General features: G+C 43.6%; 24 protein-coding genes. 15 read left to right on the top strand and 9 right to left on the bottom strand.

Translation table 11 applies throughout. The features are described from left to right. The 6 genes from ACULLH_RS06655 to ACULLH_RS06630 form a co-directional block, all read left to right on the top strand. Nucleotides 1–4825 (top strand): hypothetical protein (locus tag ACULLH_RS06655; protein WP_454087941.1); only part of this gene is annotated, 4825 nt, incomplete at its 5' end. A 6-nt stretch (nucleotides 4826–4831) separates the two neighbouring features. Beyond that, nucleotides 4832–5845, top strand: a complete 1014-nt coding sequence (locus tag ACULLH_RS06650) for a hypothetical protein (protein ID WP_454087940.1) — start codon at nucleotides 4832–4834, stop codon at nucleotides 5843–5845. A 60-nt stretch (nucleotides 5846–5905) separates the two neighbouring features. Beyond that, nucleotides 5906–7081, top strand: coding sequence for a gliding motility-associated C-terminal domain-containing protein (locus ACULLH_RS06645; protein ID WP_454087939.1), 1176 nt, complete (start codon nucleotides 5906–5908; stop codon nucleotides 7079–7081). A gap of 68 nt (nucleotides 7082–7149) precedes the next feature. Continuing rightward, the gene (locus ACULLH_RS06640; RefSeq protein WP_454087938.1) at nucleotides 7150–7884 is read left to right on the top strand and encodes a M15 family metallopeptidase; all 735 of its coding nucleotides are present in this window, start codon (nucleotides 7150–7152) and stop codon (nucleotides 7882–7884) included. 40 nt (nucleotides 7885–7924) lie between these two features. Continuing rightward, nucleotides 7925–8689 carry a M48 family metalloprotease gene (locus ACULLH_RS06635; RefSeq protein WP_454087937.1) on the top strand — a complete coding sequence of 255 codons (765 nt, stop codon included), beginning with the start codon at nucleotides 7925–7927 and terminating at the stop codon, nucleotides 8687–8689. Nucleotides 8690–8801: 112 nt separating this feature from the next. Next, on the top strand, nucleotides 8802–8969 hold the full coding sequence (locus tag ACULLH_RS06630; RefSeq protein WP_454087936.1) for a DUF6747 family protein: 168 nt from the start codon (nucleotides 8802–8804) through the stop codon (nucleotides 8967–8969). Nucleotides 8970–9070: 101 nt separating this feature from the next. Here ACULLH_RS06630 and ACULLH_RS06625 read toward each other — a convergent pair whose 3' ends face one another. Further along, nucleotides 9071–9463 (bottom strand): ankyrin repeat domain-containing protein, encoded by a 393-nt coding sequence (locus ACULLH_RS06625; RefSeq protein ID WP_454087935.1) that lies wholly within the window; start codon nucleotides 9461–9463, stop codon nucleotides 9071–9073. Between the two features lie 207 nt (nucleotides 9464–9670). On the opposite strand from ACULLH_RS06625, the gene gpmI reads away from it, so the two are divergent. The 4 genes from gpmI (at nucleotide 9671) to ACULLH_RS06605 (ending at nucleotide 13317) form a co-directional block, all read left to right on the top strand. After that, a complete protein-coding gene (gpmI, locus tag ACULLH_RS06620) occupies nucleotides 9671–11188 on the top strand; it encodes a 2,3-bisphosphoglycerate-independent phosphoglycerate mutase (protein WP_454087934.1) in 1518 nt (505 codons plus the stop codon). Nucleotides 11189–11247: 59 nt separating this feature from the next. Beyond that, nucleotides 11248–12066 carry a type I methionyl aminopeptidase gene (gene map / locus ACULLH_RS06615; protein ID WP_454087933.1) on the top strand — a complete coding sequence of 273 codons (819 nt, stop codon included), beginning with the start codon at nucleotides 11248–11250 and terminating at the stop codon, nucleotides 12064–12066. A 69-nt stretch (nucleotides 12067–12135) separates the two neighbouring features. After that, nucleotides 12136–12513: a GxxExxY protein gene (locus ACULLH_RS06610; RefSeq protein ID WP_454087932.1), complete on the top strand. Its 378-nt coding sequence runs from the start codon at nucleotides 12136–12138 to the stop codon at nucleotides 12511–12513. 39 nt (nucleotides 12514–12552) lie between these two features. Then, nucleotides 12553–13317 (top strand): class I SAM-dependent methyltransferase, encoded by a 765-nt coding sequence (locus ACULLH_RS06605; RefSeq protein WP_454087931.1) that lies wholly within the window; start codon nucleotides 12553–12555, stop codon nucleotides 13315–13317. Here the strand turns inward: ACULLH_RS06605 and ACULLH_RS06600 are convergent, their stop codons facing one another. The 8 genes from ACULLH_RS06600 to ACULLH_RS06565 form a co-directional block, all read right to left on the bottom strand. Continuing rightward, nucleotides 13318–14319, bottom strand: a complete 1002-nt coding sequence (locus tag ACULLH_RS06600; protein ID WP_454087930.1) for an FAD:protein FMN transferase — start codon at nucleotides 14317–14319, stop codon at nucleotides 13318–13320. 2 nt (nucleotides 14320–14321) lie between these two features. Then, on the bottom strand, nucleotides 14322–14687 hold the full coding sequence (locus ACULLH_RS06595) for a Na(+)-translocating NADH-quinone reductase subunit F (protein WP_454087929.1): 366 nt from the start codon (nucleotides 14685–14687) through the stop codon (nucleotides 14322–14324). Nucleotides 14688–14764: 77 nt separating this feature from the next. Continuing rightward, complete coding sequence (gene nqrF / locus ACULLH_RS06590) at nucleotides 14765–16072, bottom strand: NADH:ubiquinone reductase (Na(+)-transporting) subunit F (protein WP_454087928.1); 1308 nt, start codon at nucleotides 16070–16072, stop codon at nucleotides 14765–14767. Between the two features lie 2 nt (nucleotides 16073–16074). After that, entirely contained in the window at nucleotides 16075–16815 is a 741-nt protein-coding gene (nqrE, locus tag ACULLH_RS06585) for an NADH:ubiquinone reductase (Na(+)-transporting) subunit E (RefSeq protein ID WP_454087927.1), read from the bottom strand. Between the two features lie 11 nt (nucleotides 16816–16826). Further along, nucleotides 16827–17474 (bottom strand): NADH:ubiquinone reductase (Na(+)-transporting) subunit D, encoded by a 648-nt coding sequence (locus ACULLH_RS06580; protein WP_420321799.1) that lies wholly within the window; start codon nucleotides 17472–17474, stop codon nucleotides 16827–16829. 1 nt (nucleotide 17475) lies between these two features. Next, entirely contained in the window at nucleotides 17476–18225 is a 750-nt protein-coding gene (locus tag ACULLH_RS06575) for a Na(+)-translocating NADH-quinone reductase subunit C (protein ID WP_454087926.1), read from the bottom strand. Nucleotides 18226–18227: 2 nt separating this feature from the next. Then, nucleotides 18228–19490 (bottom strand): NADH:ubiquinone reductase (Na(+)-transporting) subunit B, encoded by a 1263-nt coding sequence (locus tag ACULLH_RS06570; RefSeq protein WP_454087925.1) that lies wholly within the window; start codon nucleotides 19488–19490, stop codon nucleotides 18228–18230. Between the two features lie 3 nt (nucleotides 19491–19493). After that, entirely contained in the window at nucleotides 19494–20843 is a 1350-nt protein-coding gene (locus ACULLH_RS06565) for a Na(+)-translocating NADH-quinone reductase subunit A (protein WP_454087924.1), read from the bottom strand. A gap of 151 nt (nucleotides 20844–20994) precedes the next feature. Here ACULLH_RS06565 and ACULLH_RS06560 point away from each other — a divergent pair, with 151 nt between their 5' ends. The 5 genes from ACULLH_RS06560 to ACULLH_RS06540 all read left to right on the top strand — a co-directional run bounded on the left by ACULLH_RS06560 (nucleotide 20995) and on the right by ACULLH_RS06540 (nucleotide 26363). Beyond that, a complete protein-coding gene (locus ACULLH_RS06560; protein WP_454087923.1) occupies nucleotides 20995–22239 on the top strand; it encodes a type IX secretion system plug protein in 1245 nt (414 codons plus the stop codon). Nucleotides 22240–22269: 30 nt separating this feature from the next. Next, a complete protein-coding gene (locus tag ACULLH_RS06555) occupies nucleotides 22270–23451 on the top strand; it encodes a DUF3667 domain-containing protein (RefSeq protein ID WP_454087922.1) in 1182 nt (393 codons plus the stop codon). Between the two features lie 3 nt (nucleotides 23452–23454). Further along, nucleotides 23455–23841: a Co2+/Mg2+ efflux protein ApaG gene (apaG, locus tag ACULLH_RS06550; protein WP_454087921.1), complete on the top strand. Its 387-nt coding sequence runs from the start codon at nucleotides 23455–23457 to the stop codon at nucleotides 23839–23841. Nucleotides 23842–23958: 117 nt separating this feature from the next. After that, nucleotides 23959–25587 (top strand): L-glutamate gamma-semialdehyde dehydrogenase, encoded by a 1629-nt coding sequence (gene pruA, locus ACULLH_RS06545; protein WP_454087920.1) that lies wholly within the window; start codon nucleotides 23959–23961, stop codon nucleotides 25585–25587. A 164-nt stretch (nucleotides 25588–25751) separates the two neighbouring features. Next, nucleotides 25752–26363: a hypothetical protein gene (locus tag ACULLH_RS06540; protein WP_454087919.1), complete on the top strand. Its 612-nt coding sequence runs from the start codon at nucleotides 25752–25754 to the stop codon at nucleotides 26361–26363. The last annotated feature ends 40 nt before the right edge of the window (nucleotides 26364–26403 follow it).

Raw genomic sequence — 26403 nt, 5'->3', positions numbered from 1 at the left:
AGGACCTGATGGAAACCAAGGACCTGACGGAAACCAGGGACCACAAGGACCGGTAGGGTTACAAGGACCCGACGGAAACCAGGGACCGGATGGGAACCAGGGACCACAGGGACCAATAGGAAATCAAGGACCTGATGGAAACCAGGGGCCCGATGGGAACCAGGGACCGGATGGGAACCAAGGACCGGATGGAAACCAGGGACCCGATGGGAACCAAGGACCTGATGGGAACCAGGGACCCGACGGAAACCAGGGACCGGATGGGAACCAAGGACCACAAGGACCAATAGGAAACCAGGGGCCTGACGGTAACCAAGGACCGGACGGAAACCAGGGACCGGATGGAAACCAGGGACCGGATGGAAACCAGGGACCACAAGGACCAATAGGAAATCAAGGACCAGACGGGAACCAAGGGCCTGACGGTAACCAGGGACCTGTCGGACCACAGGGGCCAATAGGAAACCAGGGACCCGATGGGAACCAGGGGCCGGATGGGAACCAAGGACCACAAGGACCAATAGGGAACCAGGGACCAATAGGAAATCAAGGACCGGATGGAAACCAGGGACCGGATGGGAACCAAGGACCGGATGGAAACCAGGGACCGGATGGGAACCAAGGACCCGATGGGAACCAGGGACCGGATGGAAACCAGGGACCGCAAGGGCCAATAGGAAACCAGGGGCCTGACGGTAACCAGGGACCGGACGGAAACCAGGGACCGGATGGGAACCAAGGACCCGATGGGAACCAGGGACCCGATGGGAACCAAGGACCAGTAGGAAACCAGGGACCACAGGGGCCTGACGGAAACCAAGGACCCGATGGAAACCAAGGACCGGATGGGAACCAGGGACCACAGGGACCAATAGGAAATCAGGGGCCACAAGGACCGGTAGGGTTACAAGGACCAATAGGAAACCAGGGACCCGACGGAAACCAAGGACCGGATGGGAACCAGGGACCACAAGGACCAATAGGAAACCAAGGACCTGACGGAAATCAGGGACCGGATGGGAACCAGGGACCGGATGGAAACCAAGGACCACAAGGACCTGACGGGAACCAAGGACCCGATGGGAACCAGGGACCGCAAGGACCAATAGGAAATCAAGGACCCGATGGGAACCAGGGACCGCAAGGACCAATAGGAAATCAAGGACCCGACGGAAACCAGGGACCAGATGGGAACCAGGGACCACAAGGGCCCGTAGGAAACCAAGGACCACAAGGACCTGACGGGAACCAAGGACCCGATGGGAACCAGGGACCACAAGGACCGATAGGAAATCAAGGACCCGATGGAAACCAGGGGCCGGATGGGAACCAAGGACCGGATGGGAACCAGGGACCTGATGGAAACCAGGGACCCGATGGGAACCAAGGACCACAGGGACCCGATGGGAACCAAGGACCACAGGGACCGGACGGAAACCAGGGACCGGATGGGAACCAGGGGCCGGACGGAAACCAGGGACCCGATGGGAACCAGGGACCACAAGGGCCAATAGGAAATCAAGGACCTGACGGAAACCAGGGACCACAAGGACCGGTAGGGTTACAAGGACCCGACGGAAACCAGGGACCGGATGGGAACCAAGGACCACAGGGACCAATAGGAAATCAAGGACCTGATGGAAACCAGGGGCCCGATGGGAACCAGGGACCGGATGGGAACCAGGGACCGCAAGGACCGGTAGGGTTACAAGGACCCGACGGAAACCAAGGACCCGACGGTAATCAAGGACCTGATGGGAACCAGGGACCGGATGGGAACCAAGGACCCGATGGGAACCAGGGACCCGATGGGAACCAAGGGCCTGACGGAAACCAGGGACCGGTCGGACTACAGGGGCCAATAGGAAACCAGGGACCCGACGGTAACCAGGGACCGGACGGGAACCAAGGACCTGATGGGAACCAGGGACCCGATGGGAACCAAGGACCTGATGGAAACCAGGGGCCGGACGGAAACCAAGGACCCGATGGGAACCAGGGACCCGATGGAAACCAGGGACCGGATGGGAACCAGGGACCAGTGGGGCTGCAAGGACCGGATGGGAACCAGGGACCGCAAGGACCTGATGGGAACCAGGGGCCGGACGGAAACCAAGGACCCGATGGGAACCAGGGACCACAAGGGCCAATAGGAAACCAGGGGCCTGACGGTAACCAGGGACCCGATGGGAACCAGGGACCCGACGGGAACCAGGGACCCGATGGGAACCAGGGACCGCAAGGACCAATAGGAAATCAAGGACCCGATGGGAACCAAGGACCTGATGGAAACCAAGGACCTGACGGAAACCAGGGGCCGCAAGGACCAGTGGGGCTGCAAGGACCAATAGGAAATCAAGGGCCTGATGGGAACCAGGGGCCTGATGGAAACCAGGGACCCGACGGAAACCAGGGACCACAAGGGCCGATAGGAAACCAGGGGCCCGCTGGGAACCAAGGACCACAAGGGCCAGTAGGAAATCAAGGACCTGACGGAAACCAGGGACCCGATGGGAACCAGGGGCCACAAGGACCGGTAGGGTTACAAGGACCTGTAGGAAACCAAGGACCCGATGGGAACCAGGGACCTGATGGGAACCAGGGACCGGATGGGAACCAAGGACCCGATGGGAACCAGGGACCCGATGGGAACCAAGGACCCGATGGGAACCAGGGACCGGACGGAAACCAAGGACCCGATGGGAACCAAGGACCTGATGGAAACCAAGGACCTGATGGAAACCAAGGACCTGACGGTAACCAGGGACCTGTCGGACCACAGGGGCCAATAGGAAATCAAGGACCCGATGGAAACCAGGGGCCCGATGGGAACCAAGGACCGGATGGGAACCAGGGACCTGATGGAAACCAGGGACCCGATGGGAACCAGGGACCACAGGGACCAATAGGAAATCAAGGACCGGACGGTAACCAGGGACCGGATGGGAACCAGGGACCACAAGGACCTGATGGGAACCAGGGACCACAAGGACCAATAGGAAACCAGGGACCCGATGGGAACCAGGGACCGGTTGGAAACCAGGGACCCGACGGGAACCAGGGGCCTGACGGTAACCAAGGACCGGACGGAAACCAGGGACCAATAGGAAACCAGGGACCGGATGGGAACCAAGGACCGGATGGGAACCAAGGACCGGATGGAAACCAAGGACCCGATGGGAACCAAGGACCTGACGGGAACCAGGGACCGCAAGGACCGGTAGGGTTACAAGGACCCGACGGAAACCAGGGGCCGCAAGGGCCAATAGGAAATCAAGGACCCGATGGGAACCAGGGACCGCAAGGACCGGTAGGGTTACAAGGACCCGACGGAAACCAGGGGCCTGATGGGAACCAGGGACCAGACGGAAACCAAGGACCTGACGGTAACCAGGGACCTGTCGGACCACAGGGGCCAATAGGAAACCAGGGACCCGATGGGAACCAGGGACCGGATGGAAACCAAGGACCGGATGGGAACCAAGGGCCTGACGGAAACCAGGGACCGGATGGGAACCAAGGACCACAAGGACCAATAGGGAACCAGGGACCGGATGGGAACCAGGGACCGCAAGGACCAATAGGAAACCAGGGACCGGATGGGAACCAGGGGCCGGACGGAAACCAGGGGCCGGATGGGAACCAGGGACCGGACGGAAACCAGGGACCACAAGGGCCAGTAGGAAATCAAGGACCTGACGGAAACCAGGGACCGGATGGGAACCAAGGACCACAAGGACCAATAGGGAACCAGGGACCGGATGGAAACCAGGGGCCCGATGGGAACCAAGGACCGGATGGGAACCAGGGACCTGACGGAAACCAGGGGCCACAAGGACCGGTAGGGTTACAAGGACCTGTAGGAAACCAGGGGCCTGATGGGAACCAGGGACCGGATGGAAACCAAGGACCGGATGGGAACCAGGGACCACAAGGGCCAGTAGGAAATCAAGGACCTGACGGAAACCAGGGACCCGATGGGAACCAAGGACCACAAGGACCAATAGGGAACCAGGGGCCTGACGGGAACCAAGGGCCTGACGGAAACCAGGGACCGCAAGGACCGGTAGGGTTACAAGGACCCGACGGAAACCAGGGACCTGATGGGAACCAGGGGCCACAAGGACCGGTAGGGTTACAAGGACCTGTAGGGAATCAAGGACCCGATGGGAACCAAGGACCGGTTGGATTGCAAGGATCACAAGGACCTATAGGCGACCAAGGACCAGTAGGTCCGCAGGGACCCATAGGGGAACAAGGACCAATTGGTGAACAAGGACCTCCCGGACCAGCGGGACCTGTACAGACTTTGAGCAAATCAGGCATCACCATAACCTTAAGTGATGGTGGAGGGTCGGTTGACGAAACAGTAACCAACCTATCACAGAACAATGGAACTGGCGTAATAACCTATACCAATGAAAATGGAACAGATCAAACTGCCAATGTCGTAGGAGCCGAAACCGACAACAGCATCTCAGTCGGAGCCAATGGAGGTGCATATTATGAAAGTCCAATTAAGGCATTTGGAAAAATTGCCTCTAATGGATCCGTAGTAAGGGCAACTCCGGGTATTACGGTTACCAAATTGGGTGGAAATGGTCGTTACAGGGTTAATCTACCAGCTGGATTGGTATCGGATGCAAACTATATCATACAATTGACTCAGCCTGGAAGAGGCGGAGCAGGAAATGATGACCCCGGAATATCCTATAACAATCAAACTCCAGCAGGTTTTGAGGTTATTATTGGTGACAATGATAATGGAGCCGGTAACCGATTTAGGTTTAATTCCGAATTTATGTTTACCGTTTTAGATTTATAGACAGTCATGAAGAAAGTAATCACGCTATTAGGCTTAGTATTAACGTTCAACGTTTCTTATACTCAATTAGAGGCAGGACTATTGTTCAGTCTTACTCTTGGAAGCACTTCAGAAATAAATGCTATTACCGGCATGCAACAAGGACAAATGCTGTTCAACACAGACTCGCGCCAATTATTTATTTTCGATGGGAGCAACTGGGTGACCACTTCAAATTCAAATTGGCTTCTGACAGGAAATGTAGGTAATAATGGGTCATTTTTAGGAACAACGAATGATGTCAGTATGGATATCAGATCTAACAATGTTAGTATGCTGGAGTTTGGAAGACGCCAAACACTTGGTTTGGTTCAAAATTATCTCGATTATACAGATGGCAATCAATATCTCACTTATGTCAAAGGCAACAACGGAGTCTCAGCCCTTCAATTTCAAGCGGATGCAGCAGCCTTTTACAAACCGATGTTCTTCACAAATAGTGAGGGAAATTTTAGACTTAAAGGTAGTGCCGCAGGTACCGATTTTTTTGAAATTGGCTCCAACGGAACTTCCAACAATGGAGAATTGGAGTTTATCATTGCCGATGATGGCGCCGAACCTTTTCTTTTTAAACGCTTCGATTATAGAGATCAGCAGCTGAAAGAGCTATTTAGAATTCAAGGGAGTTCAAATTCTTTAAATGCAAAACCCAGAGTGGGTGTAAACACAGGTCAAATGGCGAATTCGACCTTACAAGTCAACGGATCCATGTCGATGGCAATTTTAAGAATCACCAGCAGTATCACGCTAACAGAAGACCATTATACAGTCATAATGACCGGTGGCTTTCCGAACATAACCCTACCGAATGCAAATACTTGTCAAGGCCGAGTCTATATCATTAAAAATTATTCAGGAAGCAACAGATCTTGCACACGTTACAGGACTGATAATGGGGGAAATAGCACTCAAATTCGTAATGGAGGCTGCTATGTTCTGCAAAGTGATGGCGTGGAGTGGCAGCAAATAATGAGGGATTAAAAAATATTGGGTAATTACAAACGGAACATGCGTGGTTCAATATCAAACCTTGAGGTGTATATGTTGAGAACAAAAATCTATACCAAACCAATTTTGCTAGGGTTCATACTAACTTTTACATCATTGTTGTGTGGGCAGGACGCAGTGCATAATTTTGGCAGCCTCCAGTTTCACACGAATGCTTCTGTAGGTTTTCATATTGATTTGATCAATGATGGAATCTTTGAAAATAACCTCGGATTAACTGGATTTTACAGTCCTCTTCGTTTAACTATTTCCGGATCATCCAGTCCTATTTTTGAGGACATTGAAATTGTAACCGATGAAGGTTTACTTTTGAATACTTGGGTTGGTGTTACCAATAACGCCAATTTTATTATAGGTGATGTTTTGACTGCTAAGGACACTTCTGGCAGCTACCTTAATTTTATGGGAAGTGCATTTGATACCGGAGCAGGTGATTTAGCACATGTCAACGGTTATTCCGGAGCCACCAACAAGGAAATAGTTACTTTCCCAATTGGAGATGGACAACGGTTAAGATATCTTACATTAACCTCAATAGCTCCTAACAATCTAGTCAGATGTGCTTATTTCTTTGAAAATCCCAACAACCCGATATCAATAACCCAGCAATTTGACACAGCTAACAAAGAGTTCGATGACCTCCAAATAAGTGAGCTTGAGTTTTGGAAATTGGAGAGCAGCCAGCGTTCTGTGGTTACCCTGACATGGGACTTAAATAGTAACGTTGGCCAATTGACCGACACAATGGATAATTTAACGGTTGTTGGTTGGAGCAAAACTGAAAACCGCTGGGAACAGCTTGGCAATTCAGCCATCAGTGGTAATTTGCAAATTGGAAGTATCACTTCGGAAGCGTTTGTACCTAACAACTATGAAATATTGACATTAGGAGGTTCGGATGGCATACTTGAGCCATTTACCGTGCTGGAGCTTGACAACTACTTTTTAACGCCAAATGGTGATGGCATCAATGACAATTTGATTGTTGATGGCATAGAAAACTTCCCCAATAATCTTTTAAATGTATACAATAGATATGGCGTTTTGGTATATTCCAAGCTGAACTACGCCAACGAATTCAATGGTGTTTCTAACCGTAACCTAGTAATATCCAGAGATACTGGCCTATCATCTGGAATTTATTTTTATACGCTTACGGTAGTTGAGTTAAGACAAAAATTCCAAGGGTATCTTTACATTTCAGAGTAAATGCTAAATACCAAAAACTGCACGATACGTTCCAAAATACTTCTTAACTTGCCCAATAAATCTATTTCATGAAAAGAAGGAGTTTCATAAAAACAGCTTCCATAACAAGTATGGCATGCGCCTTCCCTCCTATTTTTCCTTTGCAATCAACCACAGATTATTCTGTGGATGAATTAATGGGAAAAGCTGATATAGATCTCTTTGGTGAAGGAATCAATCTACGCGAAGAAGCTTATGAAGCTTTTGTAAAAATGAAGAAAGCTGCCTATACGGATGGATTTGATATCAAAATGGTCTCCAGTTTTAGGGATTTTTATCGTCAGGAAGGCATTTGGGAACGAAAATATCTCCGTTTCACTGAAGATGATGGAATGGAACCACTGGACGCAATTGATAAAATCATAGAATACTCCACTATCCCAGGAACCAGTAGACATCATTGGGGTACCGATATCGATATCATTAATGGCTATCCAAAAGTAACTGGAGACGTCCTGGTACCCGAAAAGTTTGAGGCAGGTGGCCCTTTTGAAGATTTTAAGCTTTGGCTCGATGAGAATTCAGAAAAATTTGGGTATTACCTAGTGTATACCGATGAGCCTAAGCGACGAGGTTTTAAATACGAGCCTTGGCACTATAGCTATGCCCCTATTTCCATACCCATGTTAACCGCTTTTAGAAAAGTGAATATTCTAAAACAACTTCAGTACCAAGATTTTTTGGGGTGTGAACACTTTACCTCTGGCTTTCTAAGGACCTACATTCAGGATAACATTTTGGATATCAACCCAGTTCTTTTATAGCGCATTTTTTGTAACTTGATTCCTCAAGAACACTAACACCATGAGAAGAGGAAGTTGGAAAATCCGAATCCTGATCGGATTGGCCATTGTGGCCTTTGCATTTATTCAGCGATGCAATAACAAGCAAGAAAATCCATATACGGGCAGAGTTCAGAACATCAACATGTCTGCCGAACAAGAAATAGCCATTGGTTTACAAAGTGCTCCCGAAATGGCCCAGCAACATGGTGGGCTTTATCCCGATGAAAGAATGCAAGCTTTGGTTGATGCCGTAGGGCAAAAATTAGTAAGAAGCAGTATCGCTCGTGAAACACCTTATGAATACGATTTTCATCTGCTTGCCGACGATAGAACCATCAATGCATTTGCCCTTCCAGGCGGACAATGTTTTATCACATATGCCCTTTTTTCCAAATTGACAGAAGCACAACTTGCAGGTGTTTTGGGTCATGAAATAGCCCATGTGATCGGAAGACATTCCGCAGAACGAATTGCGGAAAGTAGTTTTTGGCAAACGCTCACTATGGGAGCATCGGTAGGTGGTGATATGGGAGGATTGGTAAGTGGCATAGGCCAGAATACCTTGCTCAAAAATGGACGAGGGGACGAACTCGAAAGTGACGAACTTGGGGTTTTATTTATGATCCAGGCGGGTTATGACCCTTACGAGATGATCGAGGTTATGAAAATATTAAAGGCGGCCGCAGGACCAAATAGAGTACCTGAATTTCAAAGTACACATCCCGACCCCGAAAATAGAATTGAAAAAATCCAAGAAGCCATAGAAAAATATAGAGGTCGATAGAATCGGCGCTTTATCGATTAAAAATGGGCTTTATCCTGTTTTGATTACCTTTGTCCAACCCCAGATCACCAAGACCTTCTTAACCCCATTTGTGCTATTAAATTAGAGAACAATGGGAACACTATTACATTTTAAGCAACTCTATACGGAGGCATTCGATAACTGCAGACCAAGTTTTGTGGTTGTATTATTGAAAGGATACACAATCTTTTGTGGTATTTTATTGACCATGGCCCTTTATGCATTTTTGTACCGGGTCATTACAGGATTTGATTTTTAAAAGAAGAAATACTCTTTTACACGGACACTATATAAGTAAATGAGAAAAAAGCCCGTCCTTAATGGACGGGCTTTTTTAATTTGGATGAATAAACCCCTTCCTTATTTTTTCATAGCCGATTTTAAAATATCCAAGGCTGCTGTGGCATTGGACAACTCTGCATATCTTTTGGCAGTGTATCCTTTATCGCAACGTTTTTTTACATCCGCTCCATTTTCGATGAGCAATTCCAAAATCTCAGCTTTGTTGTAACGGGCCGCAAAATGAATGGGAGCCATACCCATCGATTTTTTGTTTACATCTTCGCCGAGTTCGATTAATTTTTTGACCGTGTCAACGTCGCCCTTTAAGATTGCTTTGCAAAAAGAGCTAAGTTCATCAGGGATTGCCGTAACAATCAAATCGTCTTTAACAAAAGTTTCTGGTTCGGTGGCAAAAGCGCCTGTAACCACGAACATAAAGGCCGCAGCTACGGTTAGGATTGTTTTTTTCATGATGAATAATTTTTGATTAATGATTAACTACTATAAAAATAGACTGCCTACGACGCCAAATGTTACAGCATTAACAGATAAATAACTAAATTTTAACAAGGCCTCATTTTTTAACATAAATAATTAACAAATCCTGAGGCAGAAATTAGCCCGAATACTGGCGCATCCAGCCAAATCAAGTTATTTTTGGAGCTTAATTCAGCGAACATGGATAAAAAAGTGATTCTTATGATTCTGGATGGTTGGGGAAAATCACCAGATCCCAAAGTTTCCGCAATAGAACAGGCCGACACTCCATTCATAGATTCATTATATGGCAAATACGCCGATGCCAATCTTCTCACCGATGGTATGAACGTGGGTCTTCCTGAAGGCCAAATGGGTAACAGTGAAGTCGGACATATGAACCTTGGTGCCGGTAGAATTGTCTATCAAGATTTAGCTAAAATCAACAAAGCGGTCAAAGAAGACACTTTAAAAGACGAAGAGGTCTTGAACAGCGCCTTCAAGCATGCAAAAAGCAATGACAAATCAGTTCACTTTTTAGGTCTGGTAAGTGATGGAGGAGTTCATAGCCATGTGGATCACTTAAAAGCTTTGATCAAAGCAGCAGATGAAAGTGGTGTACAAAAATCCTATGTTCATGCCTTTACAGATGGAAGGGATGTTGACCCCAAAAGTGGTAAGGGTTTTCTTGAGGATGTGAACAACTATTGCTCTGACAAGAACACAAAATTGGCAACCGTGGTGGGACGATACTATGCCATGGATCGCGATAAAAGATGGGAAAGGGTAAAATTGGCCTATGATGTCTTGGTGAACAATATTGGCGAGAAAGTATCCGATATATCCGAAGCCATGCAAAAAAGCTATGACGAAGGTACCACGGATGAATTCATCAAACCTTTAGTGCTGACGAATGAGGACAACACTCCCATTGCTAAAATTTCTGAAGGTGACATTATTATCTTTTTCAACTTTAGAACAGATAGAGGTCGTGAATTAACACAGGTGCTTAGTCAAGAAGACTTTCATGAGCAAAACATGCATAAATTAAATCTGTATTATGTTACCATGACGAACTACGACGATTCTTTCGAAGGAATCAAGGTCGTTTATGACAAAGAAAACATCAAGGATACGCTTGGCGAGGTTCTGGCAAAACATGGTAAAAAGCAAATTCGAATCGCTGAGACCGAAAAATACCCACATGTTACCTTTTTCTTCAATGGTGGAAGGGAAGAACCTTTCGATGGGGAGAAACGCATTCTATGTCCTTCTCCAAAGGTAGCAACCTACGATTTGCAACCGGAGATGAGTGCTTTTGATATACGCGATGCCATAGTTCCCGAATTGAAAACAGGTGAAACCGACTTTATCTGTCTAAATTTCGCAAACCCTGATATGGTAGGGCATACCGGAGTCATGGAGGCAGCTATAAAAGCTTGTGAAACAGTTGATACATGTGCCCGTGATGTCATTACAACTGGTTTGGAGAATGGTTATTCAACCATCGTAATAGCGGATCATGGAAATTGTGATACAATGATCAATCCGGATGGAAGTCCCAATACAGCGCATACTACCAATCCAGTTCCGCTCATTTTGGTCGATGGAGAAATCACAGAAATTCAAGATGGTGTTTTGGGTGACATTGCACCTACAATTTTAAAGCTTTTGGGCATTGAACAACCAGAGCTAATGACGCAAAAATCATTGGTTTAAGCTGGCATCAATCGTTAGGAAACAGGGCCATTAACTGATTTCAGTGTATCTTTGCTCCCATGGTAAAAATTAAGACTGCAGAGGAGATTGAGTTGATGCGTGAAAGCGCATTGGTGGTATCCAAAACCTTAGGAATGTTGGCTTCGGAAATCAAGCCTGGTGCTAATCCTTTGCGCCTAGATAAATTAGCTGAAGACTTTATAAGAGAGCAAGGAGCAGAACCTGGATTTCTAGGTATGTACGACTTCCCAAACACCTTAAATTGGAGTCCTAATGCCCAGGTCGTCCATGGTATTCCAAATACCGAACCTTTAAAGGAAGGAGATATTATTTCCGTCGATTGTGGTGCCTTAAAAAATGGATACTATGGTGATCATGCCTATACTTTTGAAGTCGGCGAAGTTGCCGAAGAAACTAAAAAATTACTTCGCGTTACCAAAGAATCCCTTTATGTAGGTATAAGGGCTTTCAAAGAAGGGAATCGTGTTGGTGACGTAGGATATGCCATCCAACACTATTGCGAAAGTCATGGTTATGGGGTTGTGCGTGAACTTGTGGGACACGGTTTGGGAACCGAGCTCCATGAAGATCCTCAAATGCCAAACTACGGAAAGCGTGGCCGTGGGAAAAAATTCGTCAATGGAATGGTGGTTGCTATCGAACCCATGATCAATATGGGTACCCGAAGGATAAAACAACTTAAAGATGGTTGGACCATCTTAACTGCCGACGGTAAACCAAGTGCCCATTTTGAGCATGATGTGGCATTGGTTGATGGAAAACCAGAGCTTTTATCAACATTTCAATACATATATGATGCCTTGGGTATTAAAAGTGATGAGGAAGCCGAGTTCAAAAGTCAGAAGCTCGCACTTTAAATTAGATTGACACGAATTTCGCGAATTACACAAAGTCGACCTCTTTAAAATCAATAAATCATATCGACTATGGCTAAAGAGGTATTATATAAACATGAATCTTACTTTATTATCGGTCTTTGTATGGATATCCATACTGAATTAGGAAAAGGATTCAATGAAGCTGTTTATGGTGAAGCATTGGAATTTGAACTAAAAGAAAATGGTGTTCCGTATCGGAAAGAAATGCAATATCCAATTAAGTACAAAGGCAAGTTACTTAAGCAGAACTATTTTGCTGATTTCGTTATTGACAACAAAATAATTCTGGAACTGAAAGCTGTACAAATGTTAACAAGTAGTCATGTAAAACAAACTCTTAATTATTTGGCAGTTTCAAAACTCAAACTCGGATTACTTATTAATTTTGGCCAAGACAGCTTGTGTTATAAAAGAGTATTACTTTAACATTTGTGAGAATTAGCGTAATTCGTGTCAGCATAATATATGTCAAACATTTTTAAATATTTTCTAAACCTCATTCCTAGACCTTGGCTAATTAAGTTGAGTTATTGGGTGAGACCGTTGATTGCGCTTTTTTTAAGAGGGCAAAAGCATGTAGATCCCATTGATGGTAAAAGTTTTCGAACTTTTCTTCCATATGGATATGAAAATCCAAGGGAAAATGTGCTCTCCCCTTCTACCCTTTCTTTAGAAAGACATCGATTGCTCTGGTTGTTTTTGAAAAACGAAACGAATTTCTTTACCCAAAACCTCAGCTTGCTACATTTTGCCCCGGAACAGGCATTTTACAAAAGGTTCAAGCAACTAAACAACATTGACTATACTACTACCGACTTAAATTCTCCATTGGCGGATGTAAAAGCGGATATCTGCGATCTTCCATTTGACAATGATTCCTTCGATGTGATTCTCTGCAATCATGTCCTAGAGCACATCCCAGATGATATAAAGGCCATGCAAGAGTTGTTTAGGGTTTTAAAACCCGGAGGCTGGGGTATTTTTCAAATTCCTCAAGATCTAAAAAGAGATAAAACCTTTGAGGACGATTCCATAACCGATAAAAAAGAACGCGCTAAAATTTTTGGACAGTATGATCATGTCCGAATTTATGGCAGGGATTACTTTGACAAACTTAGAGCAATTGGTTTTAAGGTTGAAGAAGTGGACTATACCGCTAAGCTCTCCACTGACGACATTGAAAAGTATCGATTGGCCAAAGGGGAAATCATTCCGTTGGTCTCAAAATAATTATTCCTTGATCAACTTTTCAAAACCAGGGGTCATAAACTCCTTGGCGTTTCCTTCATGATCCAAATAGATGATATATCCTTCCAAGGAGGTCTCTTTCTCTAGCAATTCCTTGGAAGCGGATAAATTCATGGCCATAAAAGCAGTGGCATAGGCATCTGCTTCCGAACAAGTACTGGCCACCACACTTGTTGCCAAGACGTTGGAGGTTTTGGTATAGCCTGTTTTGGGGTCTATGGTATGCACATATTTCTTTCCAGTGTCAGGGTCTATCCTAAACTTTCTGTAGTTTCCGGAAGAAGCCATGGCCTTGTCTTCCAGCGACACAATCCGTTTAAGCTGCCTTCCTGTTTCTACTTGGGGATCATCAATGCCCACAGACCACTTTTTCTGTGAAATTGGATTCCTCCCTTTGGTCAAGACCTCTCCACCTACTTCCACTAAATAGTTTTCAATTCCTTTGGCATCCAACAGCGCTCCAAGTCGGTCTATGCTATATCCCTTTGCCACGGCATTAAAATCAAAACGGATTTCGGGGTGGGATTTGGAAATAGTTCCGTCGGTATTCAATGCTACTTTATCCCATCCAACATAACTCAACAAACTATCCACCTTCAAACTATCGAGTTCAATCTGTTCACCAGGGCCAAAACCCCAAGCATTGGCCAAAACCCCAATAGTCGGGTCAAAATAGCCGTTAGAAGTCTTGTAAACTTGTGTTGAAGTCTCAAAAACCTCCTTGAACATCTGATCCACAACAATGGTAGAGTCTCCCCTATTGATTTTTGAGATATCGGAGGTTGGAATATAGGTTGACATCGATCGGTTTATCACCTGAAAAACAGAGTCGATCTCCATTTGAAAATCCAATTCCTCATTAGTAACATAGATGATGGAATACGTGGTGCCTAAGGCATTGCCAACATTCTGATTTTTTATCATTGGTCCTTGCGCGCATCCAAACAAAAGCACACTGGCTAATACAAAAACTAGTTTTCTCATTTTTAAATTTCTATCAACCCTTGGTAATCGACGATATACTCTTCATTTAAATACACGGGCAACTCCCTATTTGAGGCGTTTGAGAGCCCAACACCAGCAAAATATGTTCGAGCTTCAAATTTTATAGCATGGTCCTTCACCTTCAGCATCAGCTCGAGATCATAATCCTTTGGATTATTCGGAAACTCCACATTTCGAACCACGATAAAATGCAATACCTTCTCCTTCAAACAAACGTATTGGGGGTTCTTTTTGGGTTTGCTGTTTATAGCCATAAATTCGTAGCCATCAGCTTCCAACTGCCTCCCCACAATATTCATTGCTAGGTTATGTAATTCTTGCTCCGTTAATTCCCTTCGTTGCTCCATAAAAAAACCGACACTTTCGCATCGGTTAGGTGTATTGGTTTACCTCTCGACTGCGCTCGAGGTGACATAATCAATTTTTATCCACCAAAGTCGTCGAACCTGATGTTTTCATCCGGGATTCCGAAATCCTCACCCATTTTTTGAACCGCTTTGTTCATTAACGGTGGTCCACAGAAATAAAGTTCAATATCCTCAGGTGCATCGTGATGGTCTAAATAATTGTCGATAACACAATTATGGATAAATCCAACGAAACCATCTCCTTCCGAATCAATATCTTCTTTCACCTTCCAGTTATCTTCTTCCAAAGGCTCGGAAAGTGCCATATAGAATTTGAAGTTCGGGAATTCTTTTTCCAATTGCTTGAAATGATCAATGTAAAAGAGTTCTCTCTTGGAACGTCCACCATACCAATAGGTAACTTTTCTATTGGTCTTTAGTGTTTTGAACAAGTGATATAGGTGCGAACGCATTGGGGCCATACCGGCTCCACCTCCTACGTACAGCATCTCAGATTCTGATTCATTGATGAAGAATTCACCAAACGGACCTGAGATAGTAACAGGATCACCAGGTTTTAAGCCGAATATATAAGATGATGCAACTCCAGGGTTTACATCCATCCATCCGTTTTTGGAACGATCCCATGGCGGAGTTGCAATACGCACGTTCAACATAATCTCGCGCCCCTCGGCTGGGTAAGAAGCCATAGAATAGGCACGCTCAACTGTTTCTGTGTTTTTCATTACTAATGGCCACAAATTGAATTTATCCCATTCGTTCTGAAACTTATCTGGAGTTTCGTGCTCTTCAGGGTGCGCAGTGATATCAATATCCGAGTACTTCACTTCGCAAGGCGGAATCTCAATTTGGATATATCCTCCCGCTTTATAATTCATTTCCTCAGGAATCTCAACAACAAATTCCTTGATAAACGAAGCCACATTGTAATTACGAACCACCTTCGCAGCCCATTTTTTGATACCAAAAACTTCTTCAGGAATGGTAATTTCCATATCCTGCTTCACTTTTACCTGACAAGCCAAACGTGCTCCATGGTTCAATTCCTTTTTGGAGAAATGGGGAGTTTCCGTAGGCAGCGCCTCTCCTCCACCAGAAAGTACATGACATTCACACTGTATACAGGTTCCACCTCCACCACAGGCAGATGGTAAAAACACCTTTTGATTACCCAATGTTGTCAATAAAGAATTTCCAGAAGCTACCTCAATTTGCTTTTCACCATTGATGGTTATGGTTACCGGTCCTGACGGGGACAACTTCTCCTTGGTGAACAGCAACAAGGCTACCAACAATAATAATAGCACCAAAAATGCTACAACGGTAATTAGAATAGTACCTCCAGTACTTGTGGCTAAAATCATGCTTATTCGTTTATGACTTCGTTATAAGAGACTGCTTTTTCGTCGTCTTCAATCTCTTTTTTAATTTCTTTTTCTTCAATGCTTTCCGCGGTAGTTGTCTCAACTTCCTCGGGCGGCTCGTTATCACCTGTCAACATTCCACCAAAACTTTGGAATCCAATACCCATTAAACCAGTAATGATGAAGGTAATTCCCAATCCACGTAGTGGAGCTGGAACATTGGAGTATCTTATCTTCTCACGGATGGCGGCAATGGCCAAAATAGCCAAGAACCAACCGATTCCTGAACTAACGCCATAGTTTAATGCCAATCCCAAGGAAGGAATCTCCCTTGCTTGCATAAAAAGTGAACCTCCTAAAATGGCACAGTTCACAGCAATCAGCGGCAAGAAAATCCCCAAAGAGTTATAAAGGGCCGGAGAAAACTTTTCTACCACAATTTCAACCAATTGTACCATGGTGGCAATGGTTGCAATAAACAGGATGAAAGACAGGAAGCTCAAGTTATAATCTGCGTATTCCGGGCCTAACCAAACCAAGGCTCCGTCACGCAATAGGTATTGATCCAACAACCAGTTCAACGGAACGGTAACAGCCAAAACAAAGATTACCGCTGCTCCCAATCCGACAGCTGTGGATACTTTTTTGGATACGGCCAAATAGGAACACATTCCCAAAAAGACCGCAAAGACCATATTATCTATGAAGATCGACTTAAAAAACAATTCTACATGCTCTAACATACCCTAATCTTTTATGCTTCTTCTATTAATGCTTTATTTCTTGAACGCTGTACCCAAATGATAATCCCAACTACAATCAAAGCTGCCGGTGGAATAATCATAAAACCATTGTTCTCATATCCGGTTGCGTACAATCCAGTTTTTTCAATCGGATCTCCCAATACTGGAATTCCAAATAATGTTCCTGAACCTAAAAGTTCACGGAAAAAGCCAACAATAATTAAAATCACTCCGTATCCAAGAGCGTTACCTATTCCATCCAAAAAGGATTTCCAAGGTCCGTTCCCCAAGGCAAAGGCCTCAAATCGACCCATAATGATACAGTTGGTGATAATCAGTCCAACGAATACTGCCAAAGTTTTGCTCAGTTCGTATGCAAAAGCCTTCAATACCTGGTCGACCACAATAACAAGGGTAGCAACCACAATCAATTGAACGATGATTCGAATTTTTGATGGAATCACGTTACGCAACAAAGAAATTACCACGTTCCCAACTCCAAGCACGAACAACACCGAAAGTGACATCACCACAGAAGCTTTGAGTTCAGCCGTAATCGCCAATGCAGAACAGATACCCAATACCTGTATGGTGATAGGATTGTTATCCGCTAATGGATCTAATATTAGATTTGCATCTTTTTTTGAAAGTAGCCCCATATTATTTGGTTCTAATTGTTTCTAAATAAGGTTTGTAAAGTTTTAATGTCTCCTTGATCATGGCGGAAACTCCATTTCCTGTAATGGTAGCTCCAGCTAAGGCATCGACTTCGTTGTCTTCCTTGTCATTGTTCAGGGGGTCGTTATTACCTTTGATGACAGCGATTCCCGAAATACGGTTTCCGTCCAAAACAGATTCTCCCGTGAAATCATCCATAAAGTAGCGAAGCTTGATATTCGCACCTAATCCAGGTGTTTCACCTTTATGGTCAAAAACCACGCCTTGAACCACCATGTTCTCATCTAAGGAAATGTATCCCCAAATAGCGTCCCAAAGGCCTTTTCCATACATGGGGATGATGTAAAATTGCTTTCCATCTTTTTCTCCGATGAACAGTGGTAACTCGGCCTCATCACCATTTTTGATAATGTTCAGTTGTTTTTTCATGTCAATCAGGTACGCTTCATCACGTTCCTTGGTTTCTGAACCAACAACAACCAGCTGTTTTTTTATGTATTTGGAAAATTCTTCCTCAACAACATTTGTTGGAATGAAATTAACGCTTCCCGCATCTTCATTATGGCTCACACCCATTGCATAAAGAATGTTCTGCTGCTTTTCGAAACGTTCGTTCTCATCAATCCTTGGTCTAAGACCAGAGGCCAAAAAAGCTAGAAGGGAGCCGACAATGACCACCATTATGACCGCAAAAATTACGGTGTAGCTATTTTTTTCTGTATTGACTGCCATAATTAAACTGTTTCCGTTTTTAATGCTTCCACTTCGCCAGATGTTTTTGGATAGATGGTAGCGTTCCTCAATCTTTTCAATCTTCTTTTCACATTGCCTCGTATCACATAGTGATCAATGGTCGGTGCAAAGACATTCATCAACAGAATGGCCAAGAAAACTCCTTCCGGATATCCTGGGTTGAATACCCTGATCATAACAGATAGGAATCCAATCAAAAAGCCATAAATCCATTTTCCTCGATTGGTCTGGGAACCAGTTACTGGATCCGTTGCCATGTAAACAATACCAAAGGCCAGACCTCCTACCAACAAATGTTGCCAGAATTCAAAGTTCATCAAAGTGTAAAACTTGCTATACTCTGGAATCCATCCAGCGGTAACAACTCCATTGAAAATCAATCCCATGATCAAGGCTCCTAATACAGCGCTTACCATGATTCGCCATGAGGCTATTTTTGAAAAAATCAGGAACAAACCACCTAAAAGAATCAACAAGGTGGATGTCTCACCAACAGAACCGGGGATAAATCCATAGAACATATCGGAAAGTGAATATGAAATATCAGTATTGCCCTGTGCCAAATATCCAAGCACAGTTTCTCCCGAAATAGCATCGGTTGAACCGGCTTTGGTAACACCATCCACAGCGCCATGTACCCAAACCTTGTCCCCACTCATCCAAGTAGGATAGGCAAAGAACAAAAAGGCTCGAATGGTCAGTGCAGGGTTTAGGATATTCATTCCTGTACCTCCAAACACTTCTTTACCGATAACAACACCAAAAACAACTGCTACAGCCAACATCCAAAGTGGAATATCTACAGGTACAATAAGCGGTACAAGCATTCCAGTCACTAGGTAGCCTTCTTCCACTTCGTGACCTTTGATTACTGCAAAAACGAACTCTACCGCCAATCCAACACCATAAGAGACAATTACCAGCGGTAAAATGGTAATCAAGCCCAACCAGAAGTTATCCCATGTCAGAAAGTGCTCGAACAATGAAAAACTTTCCGGAAATCCATTGATTGCAGCATTGTGCTGATATCCTGTGTTGAACATTCCGAACAGCAAACATGGCACCAATGCCATAATTACCGTATTCATGGTCCGCTTCAAATCGTCAGCGCCCCTTACATGCGACCCAGAATGGGTAGTTTCATTGGGAGCATATAAAAAAGTGTGTATTGCGTTGAAGGCCGGGGCCATTTTTTTGCCCTGGTACTTCAGTTTGGTCTTATGTAACTTTTCTTTCAATCCCATGTGTTATCCAATTTCTTGATGTAATAAATCCAATCCTTCTCGAATAATTTGTTGGTGTGGTTGCTTGGAGATACATATGAACTCCGTAAGGGAAAAATCCTCCGGCGCCACCTCATACAATCCCAATTGTTCCATTTCATCCAAATCCTTCACCATACATGCCTTTAACAGCTGTAGCGGGTAAATATCCAATGGAAAAACCTGCTCGTATTGACCTGTAACCACAAAGGCTCTGTGTTCACCATTGGTATTGGTAGTAAGGTCGTATTTCTTTTTGGGCTGCATCCATGAAAAAGTAAGCGCCCTAGTGGTTGATATTTTGTTGAAAATAGGTTTGTTCCATCCAAAGAATTCATAGTCGTCCCCTTCAGGAATTGCCGTAACCGTGTTATTATAAAACCCTAGGTATCCTTCAGGATGGGTCTTTGAACCGGTTAGGACATCACCGTTGATCAGTCTGAACTTATCTTCATTCACCCCACTTGCATATAAGAAGGTAGATATCTCAGTTCCGATTTTAGTGGTATAGTATTTTGGAGCTTTTACGACAGAACCTGCCAAAGCAATTGTGCGCTCTGCGTTGAACTTACCAGTCAGCAAAAGCTCTCCTATAATGATCAAATCTTGGGGAGCAATGGTCCATGCAACCTCTCCCTTGTTGATAGGGTCAATCTTGTTGATTTGGGTTCCCACCAATCCCGCAGGATGTGGTCCAGAAACCTTATGCAAGGTTATTCCATCCAAATTTGCCAAAGGTGAGTTATTCGACTTCCCAACGGAAACATGGATTTCGCCCGGAGTCAACTTGCCAAGGGCATTTATCGCAGCTTGAAGCTCTGCATCTTTACCATTCAACACATAATCCGCGTCAGCCGCCAAAGGTGCAGTTGTATATCCTGAAACAAAAATTGCCTTAGGGGTATCATCCGGATTTGCAATGATATCGTAAGGCCGTTGCTTTATAAATGGCCAAACACCGGATTTAAGTAACAACTCCTTGATTGCATTAGCATCGGATGAAGCATCCAATGTTTTGTGCTCGACATACTCTTGCGTCTTATCGGCCAAAATCTTTAGTGTCAATATTCTCCTTCTAGCTCCACGAACAATTTCCACCAATTCACCACTGACCGGGGAAACAAAAAGCATCTCCTCCTTGTTCTTATTGTAAAACAAAGGTTCACCAGCTTTTATCTCGGCGCCTTGTTTTACCAACATTTTTGGTGTTATTGCGTGAAAATCATCTAGGTTAAGGGCATATACGTTACTTAAAACGGCTTTGGAAGTAGTCTGTTCTGCTGCCCCGACAAGGTTGATATTCAACCCTTTTTTAATCCGGATGTCTTTAGACATATTGTTGTAGACCTTTTGTTATCAAAATTCGCGCAAATTTAGCACTAAAACGATTGTTTTCATAATTATTTGACCATAAAAATGGGATTACATCGAGCTAAATTTGTCAGGCATACTTTTTGTTTACCTTTACCTTAAAAATACGCTTTAAATGCGTTCAATGATCAAACAAATCCTATTATGTTTTGTTATTTCGGGAGCCTTCGCCCAAGTCCAGGAAGAAGTTAATCCACCAGAAAATATCAAGACCATCGTTTTTAAGGGGCCAACCGAGGATCAATTCCCGGTAATTATGCTAGGAGAGTCAATTACATTGGAATTTGATGACCTCACAGCCAGCGAACAAGATTATTATTATAAAATCATCCATTGCGATTACGATTGGACCCCTTCCCAGCTTTTAAAATCACAATACCTGGTTGGAGCCGACAATCAACGCATCATTGATTACGAAAACAGCTATACTACGCTACAACCCTATTCCAACTACCGATTGTCCATACCCAATGAGAATGTTAGATTAAGGGTCAGTGGCAATTACCTGATAGAGATCTACAATATGCATGGAGACCTTCAATTTTCGCGCAGATTTGTGGTGTATCGTGACTTGGTTTCCGTTAGAGGGGAGGTAAAACGTTCTAGGGATTTCAATTTTTTAAATGAAAAACAGGTGGTGCAATTTTATATTAACACCGCCGGATTCCCCGTGGTCAATCCAAAAAGGGAAGTAAAGGTGGCCATTATACAAAACCATTTTTGGCCAACAGCACTTTACAATGTAAAACCGCAGTTCACCTTGGGAACCGAATTGGTATATAAATACGATCAGGAAACCAGTTTTTATGGGGGCAATGAATTCTTGAACTTCGACACCAAGGACCTCAGGTCTCCCACCTTTGCAATTTCTAAAGTGGAGTTCAAAGATCTATATCATCATTACCTTTTCACCAATGAGTTTCGATACGATCGTCCTTATACTTATTTTCCGGATATAAACGGGGATTTTGTGGTTCGGACCTTGCAAGGGGATGATGTATCACGAGAGGCGGAATACACAAACATCCATTTTAGTTTGCCCTATACAAATGAAATAGGCCTAGATCAGGTTTATGTTGTGGGTAAATTCAATAATTATGACCTGACCGAAGAAAATCGAATGACCTTTAATGAGGAATCCGGCAAGTTTGAGCTCATCTATCCTATCAAGCAAGGTTTTTACAACTACAAATACGTTGTTGTTGGAGAGGGAGCCGAGGCAGATATGAACTTGGTCTCGGGCAATTTTCACTTTACGGAAAACAACTATCTTATTCTGGTTTACTATCGCAACTTCGGAGATTTATATGATAGTATAATAGGTATAGGTTCGGTCAACTCCAGAAATATTAGCAATTAATTATCTTTAGCGGCAAATCCTGAGAGGGAAATGGCCAACAAACCAAGCTTATTTACCAAAGGACGCTACGAACTTAAGTTTAGGGGCACCGAATGTCACAACTGTGGACATCCTTTAGATATCAGTGACAAGTATTGTCCTAACTGCTCGCAAGCGAATAGCACCAAAAAACTGGCGCTAAAAGATTTCTGGGACGAGTTTTTCTCGAGTTTAATTAATTACGATTCCAAGCTTTTAAAGACATTGTATGCTCTTTTGGTCAAACCTGGAACAATAACCAAGGACTATATAAAGGGCAAAAGGATTTCATATACCAACCCATTCCGGTTTTTATTGAGCCTGGCCTTTCTATACTTCCTAATGGTCACTTATAACAACAGTTTCGCCAACCTGGATGACATTGGCCTTAAAGATAGAATTGAAAAGACGGGCCCTCTAAGCTATTCTTTCAATACGACAGATAGTGTTGACACCCAAAAACAGGCGGAGGAAGCGTTGGGGAATCTCGATTCGCTAAGAAATTTGGAAAATATCCCTATTCCAGGGGTACAAAATTTGGATTCATTGGGATCGATCATAAACCAAGGTTTGAAAGAGGAAGCTAAAAAAGATTCTTTTATGCTGGCCAATCCTAGAAAGTACTTTGAGGAACTCCAACAAGGGGAATCAGCAAGTTTAATGGCAAGAATGGAGTTTTTCTTTACCTTTTTACAAAAGGATTCCCTTAAGACCTTTGAAGAAGCGAAGGAAAAATATGGTGCAAGGGAAACATGGAAAAATAAAATGGCCTTTAATGGATCTAAGAGTTCTTTAAAAGCAATTGCACAACCTGGCACCTACTTAAACAATACGATAGCCAAGTTACCATTGGTCATTTTTCTCTTTCTTCCGATCTTTACAGTTTTCATTTGGATGGTGTACACCAGAAAAAAATACACCTACACCGATCATCTTATCTTTAGTTTCCACAACCAGTCTTTATTATTTATCTTGCTCATCCTTAGCCTGATAATAGATACTATTTTCAACACGGCAAGTGCAGGGATATTTTTGCTGATTTTCGGTTTTTATCTGTACAAGTCCATGAGAAGGTTTTACGGGCAGGGAAGGGTTAAAACGATCATAAAATATCTCTTTCTGAACACGATGTTCACCCTATTGGCATTATTTGTGGTGATTGTATTGTTTACGGGAAGTGTCTTTACCTATTAGTATATGTTTACTCAAATCACAAAGGGAATTAAAGTGTCGGTGCAAACCACTTTTGAAGGTACATTTTTTAAAAACTACAAAATGCACTATGCCTTCGGATACACCATTACCATAGAAAACCAAAGTAAGGACACTGTTCAGCTTACCGCCAGGCACTGGGATATTTTCGATGCGCTTAAAGAAATGGAGACCATAGATGGTGAAGGTGTAATCGGCAGGAAACCTGTCATCAAACCTGGCAAATCCCACACCTATAGCTCCGGATGTTTGTTGGCATCACCAATAGGTGCAATGAGAGGCTATTATCATATGGTAAACTTTACTTCCACTGAGGAGTTTGAGGTGGATATTCCTACTTTCAAATTTGCCGCTCCTTTTGCGATAAACTAGAAATTCTGGCTCTTTATTTTCAATTCCTCAATTAAAATATCTTGTAATTATTAATCTGTAAATCCTTTTTTCTTTTAGTACCTTTGACGGAATTTTTAACATCTAAAATCCATCATAATGGGAAAAGGTTTTTTTCAAGTTCCAACCGCTTATAACGAACCGATAAAAAGCTACGCACCGGGCACTCCAGAACGTGAGGAAGTGCTTAAGCAATATGACGAATACTATAATGGAAATGTTGAGGTTCCCCTGTACATAGGTTCAGAGGAAATTAAAACTGGAAACACCAGACCTATGTCCCCTCCACATGAACATGCACATGTAGTAGGCCAATACCATCTTGCCGAAAAGAAGCATATTGACCAGGCAATTTCCAACGCATTGGAAGCCAGGGATGCATGGGCCAATTTGACTTGGGAACAACGTGCGGCCATTTTCCTAAAAGCAGCGGAATTGGTTGCTGGTCCTTATCGTGCGAAAATTAATGCAGCCACCATGATGGCGCAGTCCAAAACCATCCATCAAGCAGAAATTGATGCAGCCTGCGAGTTTATAGATTTTTTGAGGTTCAATGTGGAATACATGTCCCAAATCTATACAGAGCAGCCAGAATCTGCCGATGGCATATGGAACCGTGTTGAATATAGACCGTTGGAAGGATTTGTCTATGCAATTACTCCTTTTAACTTTACGGCCATTGCCGGAAACCTACCAGCCAGCGCGGCCATGATGGGTAATGTAGTGGTGTGGAAGCCCAGCGATAGCCAAGTTTTCTCAGCTAAAGTACTTATCGATGTTTTCAAGGAAGCTGGACTTCCTGATGGGGTGATCAACGTGGTCTTCGGAGATCCGGTAATGATTACCAACACCGTTCTTTCAAGTCCAGATTTTTCAGGACTTCATTTTACGGGTTCAACCTTTGTTTTCAAGGAGCTTTGGAAACAAATTGGAAACAACATCCACACTTATAAAACCTATCCTCGAATAGTGGGTGAAACCGGAGGCAAAGATTTTATTATTGCACACCCGACTGCAAAACCGCAACAGGTGGCTACTGCGATTACCAGAGGTGCTTTTGAGTTCCAAGGTCAAAAATGTAGTGCTGCTTCACGGGTTTACCTACCCAAATCAACAGCAAATGAAGTTCTTGATTTGGTAAAAGCGGACATTGAATCCTTCAATAAGCCCGGTTCTCCTGCGGACATGGGCAACTTCATAACTGCAGTTATCCATGAAGGTTCATTTGACAAATTGGCCAAATATATAGACCAGGCAAAAGCGGATGCCAATGCGGAAATAGTTGCCGGTGGGGAATACGACAAATCTGTAGGTTATTTTATCCAACCTACGGTTATCTTAACAGAAGACCCTAAATACACTACAATGTGTACTGAGCTCTTCGGTCCAGTGGTCACCGTTTATATTTATGATGATAAGGATTGGGGCAAAACTTTGGAACTGGTGGATGGCACATCGGAATATGCGTTGACTGGAGCTGTTTTGGCTACGGACCGATATGCAATTGATGAAGCTACCAAAGCTTTGCAAAATTGTGCTGGAAACTTCTATATCAATGATAAACCAACTGGTGCTGTTGTAGGTCAACAGCCCTTTGGTGGAGCTAGAGCTTCAGGAACCAATGACAAGGCAGGTTCGGCGCAAAACTTGTTACGTTGGGTTTCTCCACGATTGATCAAGGAGACTTTTGTAAGTCCGGAAGACTATAGATATCCATTTTTGGGATAGATAGGAAAAAGGTGATGATCAGGAAAATTTTTGGACTATCAATCTGTACATTGATTGCAATTACACTTTTCTCGTGCTCGGAAGAAGATGATTCTTGCTTTGAAACAATTTGCCCTGACGGATTCAACAACTGTATTGAAAAGCCATGTAATCTTTAATATCCAATGCGCAAAATTATCATAGCAAGTTTTGTTTTCTTAAACTTGATTGTTTTTAAGTCAATTGGCCAATTCCAAAAAAGACCATTTGAGGAGGTTAGCATAGTTCTTAAAAAAGGAGATACTTTAACGGGCTTAGGTAAGTTAAGCCATCTCAAAGAAAAACTGTTTTTTAAAGAACATACTGAAAGTGAGCCCGTTATATATTCCTTCCATGATTTCAAGGAGATTACTTTTTTCCAGGAAAATACAGTAAGGTATGTTTTCATAATCTCCCGACGGTCAGAAACCAGTTTTCCAGTGCGGAAACTTGCTCGGCCAGTTCTAAATGGAGACGTATGTCTCTTTATGACTGGGGGACTTTCACTTAACCACAATTTTGGACCCAATGGTTTTACACCAACAGCCTCTAATACAACACGGTATTATCTTAAAAGGTCCGAAGAGAAAAGAGCGATTGACATAGGAAGACCAAGTACCTATTCCAGAAAATTCAAGGATTTGGCTAGAACATATTTTTCCGATTGTCCTGATTTGCTCGATAAAATCAACACAAAATATTTTTCACGATTTGATATTGAGGCAATCGTCAAATATTATAATCAATGCAAAGAATAAAAGGAAATCGTGGATTTGGGATAGATTGAAATAATAATCA

The sequence above is a fragment of the Flagellimonas sp. 2504JD4-2 genome (assembly GCF_053642935.1).
The sequence above is the reverse complement of the archived record's forward strand: the minus strand, read 5'-3'. Positions and strand labels throughout refer to the sequence as shown.

Coding starts and splice junctions, on each gene's coding strand:
- ACULLH_RS06595 (WP_454087929.1), bottom strand. CDS start 14,687: ATGGAGCAACGAAGGGAATTAACGGAGCAAGAATTACATAACCTAGCA.
- pruA (WP_454087920.1), top strand. CDS start 23,959: ATGGGAAAAGGTTTTTTTCAAGTTCCAACCGCTTATAACGAACCGATA.
- nqrE (WP_454087927.1), bottom strand. CDS start 16,815: ATGTTAGAGCATGTAGAATTGTTTTTTAAGTCGATCTTCATAGATAAT.
- ACULLH_RS06610 (WP_454087932.1), top strand. CDS start 12,136: ATGGCTAAAGAGGTATTATATAAACATGAATCTTACTTTATTATCGGT.
- nqrF (WP_454087928.1), bottom strand. CDS start 16,072: ATGATTTTAGCCACAAGTACTGGAGGTACTATTCTAATTACCGTTGTA.
- ACULLH_RS06570 (WP_454087925.1), bottom strand. CDS start 19,490: ATGGGATTGAAAGAAAAGTTACATAAGACCAAACTGAAGTACCAGGGC.
- ACULLH_RS06555 (WP_454087922.1), top strand. CDS start 22,270: ATGGCCAACAAACCAAGCTTATTTACCAAAGGACGCTACGAACTTAAG.
- ACULLH_RS06605 (WP_454087931.1), top strand. CDS start 12,553: ATGTCAAACATTTTTAAATATTTTCTAAACCTCATTCCTAGACCTTGG.
- ACULLH_RS06650 (WP_454087940.1), top strand. CDS start 4,832: ATGAAGAAAGTAATCACGCTATTAGGCTTAGTATTAACGTTCAACGTT.
- ACULLH_RS06625 (WP_454087935.1), bottom strand. CDS start 9,463: ATGAAAAAAACAATCCTAACCGTAGCTGCGGCCTTTATGTTCGTGGTT.
- ACULLH_RS06575 (WP_454087926.1), bottom strand. CDS start 18,225: ATGGCAGTCAATACAGAAAAAAATAGCTACACCGTAATTTTTGCGGTC.
- apaG (WP_454087921.1), top strand. CDS start 23,455: ATGTTTACTCAAATCACAAAGGGAATTAAAGTGTCGGTGCAAACCACT.
- gpmI (WP_454087934.1), top strand. CDS start 9,671: ATGGATAAAAAAGTGATTCTTATGATTCTGGATGGTTGGGGAAAATCA.
- ACULLH_RS06560 (WP_454087923.1), top strand. CDS start 20,995: ATGCGTTCAATGATCAAACAAATCCTATTATGTTTTGTTATTTCGGGA.
- ACULLH_RS06630 (WP_454087936.1), top strand. CDS start 8,802: ATGGGAACACTATTACATTTTAAGCAACTCTATACGGAGGCATTCGAT.
- ACULLH_RS06640 (WP_454087938.1), top strand. CDS start 7,150: ATGAAAAGAAGGAGTTTCATAAAAACAGCTTCCATAACAAGTATGGCA.
- ACULLH_RS06540 (WP_454087919.1), top strand. CDS start 25,752: ATGCGCAAAATTATCATAGCAAGTTTTGTTTTCTTAAACTTGATTGTT.
- ACULLH_RS06565 (WP_454087924.1), bottom strand. CDS start 20,843: ATGTCTAAAGACATCCGGATTAAAAAAGGGTTGAATATCAACCTTGTC.
- ACULLH_RS06645 (WP_454087939.1), top strand. CDS start 5,906: ATGTTGAGAACAAAAATCTATACCAAACCAATTTTGCTAGGGTTCATA.
- ACULLH_RS06635 (WP_454087937.1), top strand. CDS start 7,925: ATGAGAAGAGGAAGTTGGAAAATCCGAATCCTGATCGGATTGGCCATT.
- map (WP_454087933.1), top strand. CDS start 11,248: ATGGTAAAAATTAAGACTGCAGAGGAGATTGAGTTGATGCGTGAAAGC.
- ACULLH_RS06600 (WP_454087930.1), bottom strand. CDS start 14,319: ATGAGAAAACTAGTTTTTGTATTAGCCAGTGTGCTTTTGTTTGGATGC.
- ACULLH_RS06580 (WP_420321799.1), bottom strand. CDS start 17,474: ATGGGGCTACTTTCAAAAAAAGATGCAAATCTAATATTAGATCCATTA.